The organism is Peribacillus sp. P4_D6 (assembly GCF_056401795.1).
In genome coordinates this window covers 1-4,249 of record NZ_JBFUIQ010000215.1, presented here as the reverse complement: position 1 = coordinate 4,249, position 4,249 = coordinate 1, and the positions used below count along the sequence as shown (strand labels likewise).

Here is a 4,249-nt window from a genome sequence, read left to right as displayed (position 1 = left end):
GAATAATATCCAATTGTTCACAGGTGAAACGGTCGTAAAAATCGATAAAGAGACTAGGAAAATAAAAACAGACAAAGAACGGGAAGTTTACTACGATAAGCTGATAATTGCCACAGGTTCTGTCCCGTTCATTCTTCCTGTCACAGGTGTAGATAAAGAAGGCGTCATTGCATTTCGGACAATTGAAGATTGCCAAAAGATGATTGAAACTTCACGCAAACATAAAAAAGCAGTCGTCATCGGAGGCGGTTTGTTAGGTTTGGAAGCAGCGAGAGGGCTGTTAAACCTTGGTATGGAAGTGCATGTCGTTCATATCGCTGACTATTTAATGGAAAGGCAGCTCGATTCAACGGCATCACTTTTACTGCAAAAAGAGTTGGAAAACCAGGGAATGAACTTTCTTTTAAAAAAGGAAACACAGGAGTTAATCGGTAACGAGCGTGTAGAGCGCGTCCGTTTTAAAGATGGAACGGAGCTGGATGCAGATTTGGTCGTTATGGCTGCGGGAGTCAGACCGAATATCCAGTTGGCCAAAGAAAGCGGAATTGATACAAATCGTGCGATCATTGTAAATGACTATTTAGAAACCAGCATCCCAGATATTTATGCGGTTGGCGAATGTGCTGAACATCAAGGCATGGTTTATGGTCTTGTTAAACCACTATACGAACAAGGTGAAGTGCTGGCAAAGCATATTTGTGAGATGAAATGCAGCGGATACCAAGGCTCGGTCCTTTCGACCCAGTTGAAAATATCAGGAGTTGAGCTATTTTYTGTTGGTGATTTCCTTGGTGACGAAACAACGAAATCCATCACAACTTTTGATGAATTGGATAGTGTTTATAAAAAGTTGGTTTTTCAAGGAAGAAAAATCATAGGTGCTGTGCTTTATGGAGATACAAACAACAGCTCACGATTACTCGATATGATTGTAAAGCGGCAAGAAGTATCGTCAGAGGAAAGGCGTTCAATGTTCCAGCCACCAAATACGGCTGAGGGATTAATCGCTTCGATGGCAAATCATGAAATCATTTGCCATTGTAATGCTGTTTCAAAGGGGGGAATCATTGAAGCGGTTCAAAATAAGGGATTAACGACAGTGGAACAAGTTAAACAATGCACAAAGGCTTCCGGTTCTTGCGGCGGATGTAAGCCGGCAGTGACCGAGCTTTTGACCTATATTCAAAGTAATCTTACAACTCAGGATCAGAAACAAACTGCATTTTGCTCATGTACGAAATTAACGGAAGATGAAGTTGTGTATAAACTGCAAGTCCAAGACGTATCGACTGTCCAAGAAGCGATGGATGCTCTTGAATGGGAAAATACAAAAGGTTGTTCAACTTGCAGGCCTGCATTGAGCTATTATTTAGGGATGATTCATCCAGAGTACGAGATCAGACAGCAAACTCTTTTCATAAACGAAAAAAAGAATGCAACAGTTCAAAGTGATAACCGATACTCAGTTATCCCGCAAATGTACGGCGGGATGACGAATGCAAATGACTTGCGAAAAATTGCTAATGTTGCCGATAAATATGAAATATCCCAGGTTGCGATAACAAGTGAACAAAGGATTCATTTAATGGGGGTGAAAAAAGAAGATCTCMCAGGTGTGTGGGCTGATTTAGATATGCCGTTAAGTTCGAAATATGGTAACACCGTTCAAAACGTCAAAACATGTATCGGTGAACATGTTTGCTCTTGTGATAAACAGCAATCCCTATTACTTGCTGTAGATTTGGAAAAAAGATTGGAGCAAGTATCTACACCATACCGTATAAAGATGGGCATATCCGCTTGTATGCATAACGGTGCAGGATCAACAACGAAAGATATAGGTGTTATGGGCATTGACAGGGGCTGGGAAATATATGTGGGYGGAAGTAGCGGGCGTGATGCACGTGCAGGTGAACTGCTATGTGTAGCCGGCACAAATGAAGAAGMCATTGAAATCATCATCGGCTTTATTCAATATTATCGGGAAACAGCCAACTACTTAGAACGGACTTGGCAATGGATTGAACGATTGGGATTAATTCATGTTAGAGAAATATTGTTTGATGATGAACTTAATCAGCAACTATCTCAACGATTGGAACTGGCCTAGATCAGGGAGTGAACAAAGGGGAAAACTAGATGCAAGACTTAGTAAGCGGTTAAATATTTGTGCCATGAAAAATCTATAGAAATCCATGAGTAAAGGGTGAGGAGCCTTGACCGAAATATTATTAAAGTATTTCCGCACGAAACAACAAGAGGTTCAATCAGAAAAACGATATGATACACAATGTCCATTTTGCAGCATGCAATGTAAGATGCAGCTGCTGGAACAAACAATAGTAACAAGAAAAAAGTATATGACGATTGGAAAAGATAATCCAACCTCAGAGGGACGCTTATGCATTAAAGGAATGAATGCACATCAACATGCTTTGCATAAAGATCGAATTAAATACCCATTATTGAAAAAAAATGGGGAATTTGTTCGAATATCATGGGAGGAAGCATTAAGCCATATTAAGGAGAATTTCACTAAAATACAAGCAGAAGATGGTGTAAATGCATTATCTGTTTATGGGAGTGCATCCATTTCAAATGAAGAAGCCTATTTGCTTGGGAAATTTGCAAGGGTGGCTTTAAAAACAAAGTATATAGATTATAATGGACGTTTGTGCATGTCTGCAGCTGCTTCGGCAGCCAGCCAAACATTTGGTATCGACAGGGGCCTGACCAACAGCTTATCAGAGGTTCCGTTCACAAAGTGCATAATCTTGGCGGGTACGAATATTGCGGAATGCCAGCCCACAATCATGCCGTACTTTGATCAAGCGAAACAAAATGGGGCATATATCATTGCTGTAGATCCCCGGGAAACCGCAACAACGAAAATGGCCGACTTACATCTAAAGGTGAAACCTGGAATGGATGCCGCCTTGGCAAACGGATTATTGAAAGTGATCATTGARGAGGATCTTATTGATGAAGCGTTTATCCGGGAACGTGCAAATGGCTATAAAGAAGTTAAAGAGTATGTTACATCTTTAGATTTGGAAGAAATCGCAGAAATGACAGGGGTTCCAAGTGACCAAATCCAAAAAGCGGCTGCCATGTTTGGGAAAGAAGAATCAGGAATGATTTTTACAGCAAGGGGAGTTGAGCAGCAAACAGATGGTTCGGCCGCTGTCCGTAATTTTCTTAATATTCTTATTGTTTCAGGGAAAATCGGAAAAATGAATTCGGGTTATGGAGCTATCACCGGTCAGGGAAATGGGCAGGGAGCAAGGGAGCATGGCCAAAAGGCAGACCAGCTGCCGGGGTATCGCATGATTGAAAATGAGGAACATAGATTACATATTGCAAGTATATGGGGAATTGATGAGGCTGATTTGCCACGTAAAGGTGTCTCGGCATACGAAATGATAGAGAAGATAAATGAAGGTGAAATTACCTGCATGTTTTTAATGTGTTCCAATCCAATTGTTTCAAATCCCAATGCTAACTTTGTCAAAAAGGCTTTGAAAAAATTAAAGTTTCTTGTCGCAGTAGATATGTTCGTTTCTGAAACTGCTAGATTGGCTGATTTGATTTTACCTACTTCGTCTTATTTAGAGGATGAAGGAACGATGACGAATTTGGAAGGACGGGTAACGTTGCGGGAAGCAAGTTTTTCATCACCTGGGGAAGCGAAGCATGATTGGCAAATCATTTGTGATATAGCTAAAGCTCTTGGGAAAGGGGAGCATTTTCCCTTTCAATCTGCAAATGAGATATTTGAAGAACTAAGAGTGGCAAGCCGCGGGGGAACCGCCGATTATTATGGTATAACGTATGATCGCTTAAGAAAAGAAGGAGGCATTTTGTGGCCATGTCCATCCATTGACCATAAAGGGACAAAAAGGTTATTCGAATCGTCTTTTGCCCACCCGGRCGGAAAGGCGGCCATGGTTGTGGTTAATAACGTGCCTCATGTTCCAAAAGAAAAGCCATGTACGGAATTTCCGCTTTATTTAACAACAGGAAGAATCATGTCACACTATTTAACTGGAGTACAAACGAGAAAAAGCTCATCATTAGCCGCAAGAAATTTTGAATCATATATGGAAATCCATCCGGAAACAGCCAAGAAATATCATATTTCAGACAATACTTTGGTGAAAATTGAATCAAGGCGCGGAAGTATTGTTGTAAGAAGTAAATGGTCCGCAACGATTCGCCATGATACTATATTCGTTCCTTTTCATTGGGC

The 4,249-nt window shown here is 40.8% G+C and carries 2 protein-coding genes; both read left to right on the top strand.

Going from position 1 to position 4,249, the window contains the following annotated elements; all coding sequences use genetic code 11:
- Positions 1-2,110: nitrite reductase large subunit NirB (gene nirB, locus AC1DVB_RS25600; RefSeq protein WP_477591576.1), on the top strand; the 2,110-nt coding region annotated here is incomplete at its 5' end.
- 106 nt (positions 2,111-2,216) lie between these two features.
- On the top strand, positions 2,217-4,249 hold a 2,033-nt coding region (gene nasC / locus AC1DVB_RS25595), incomplete at its 3' end, for an assimilatory nitrate reductase catalytic subunit NasC (protein WP_477591574.1).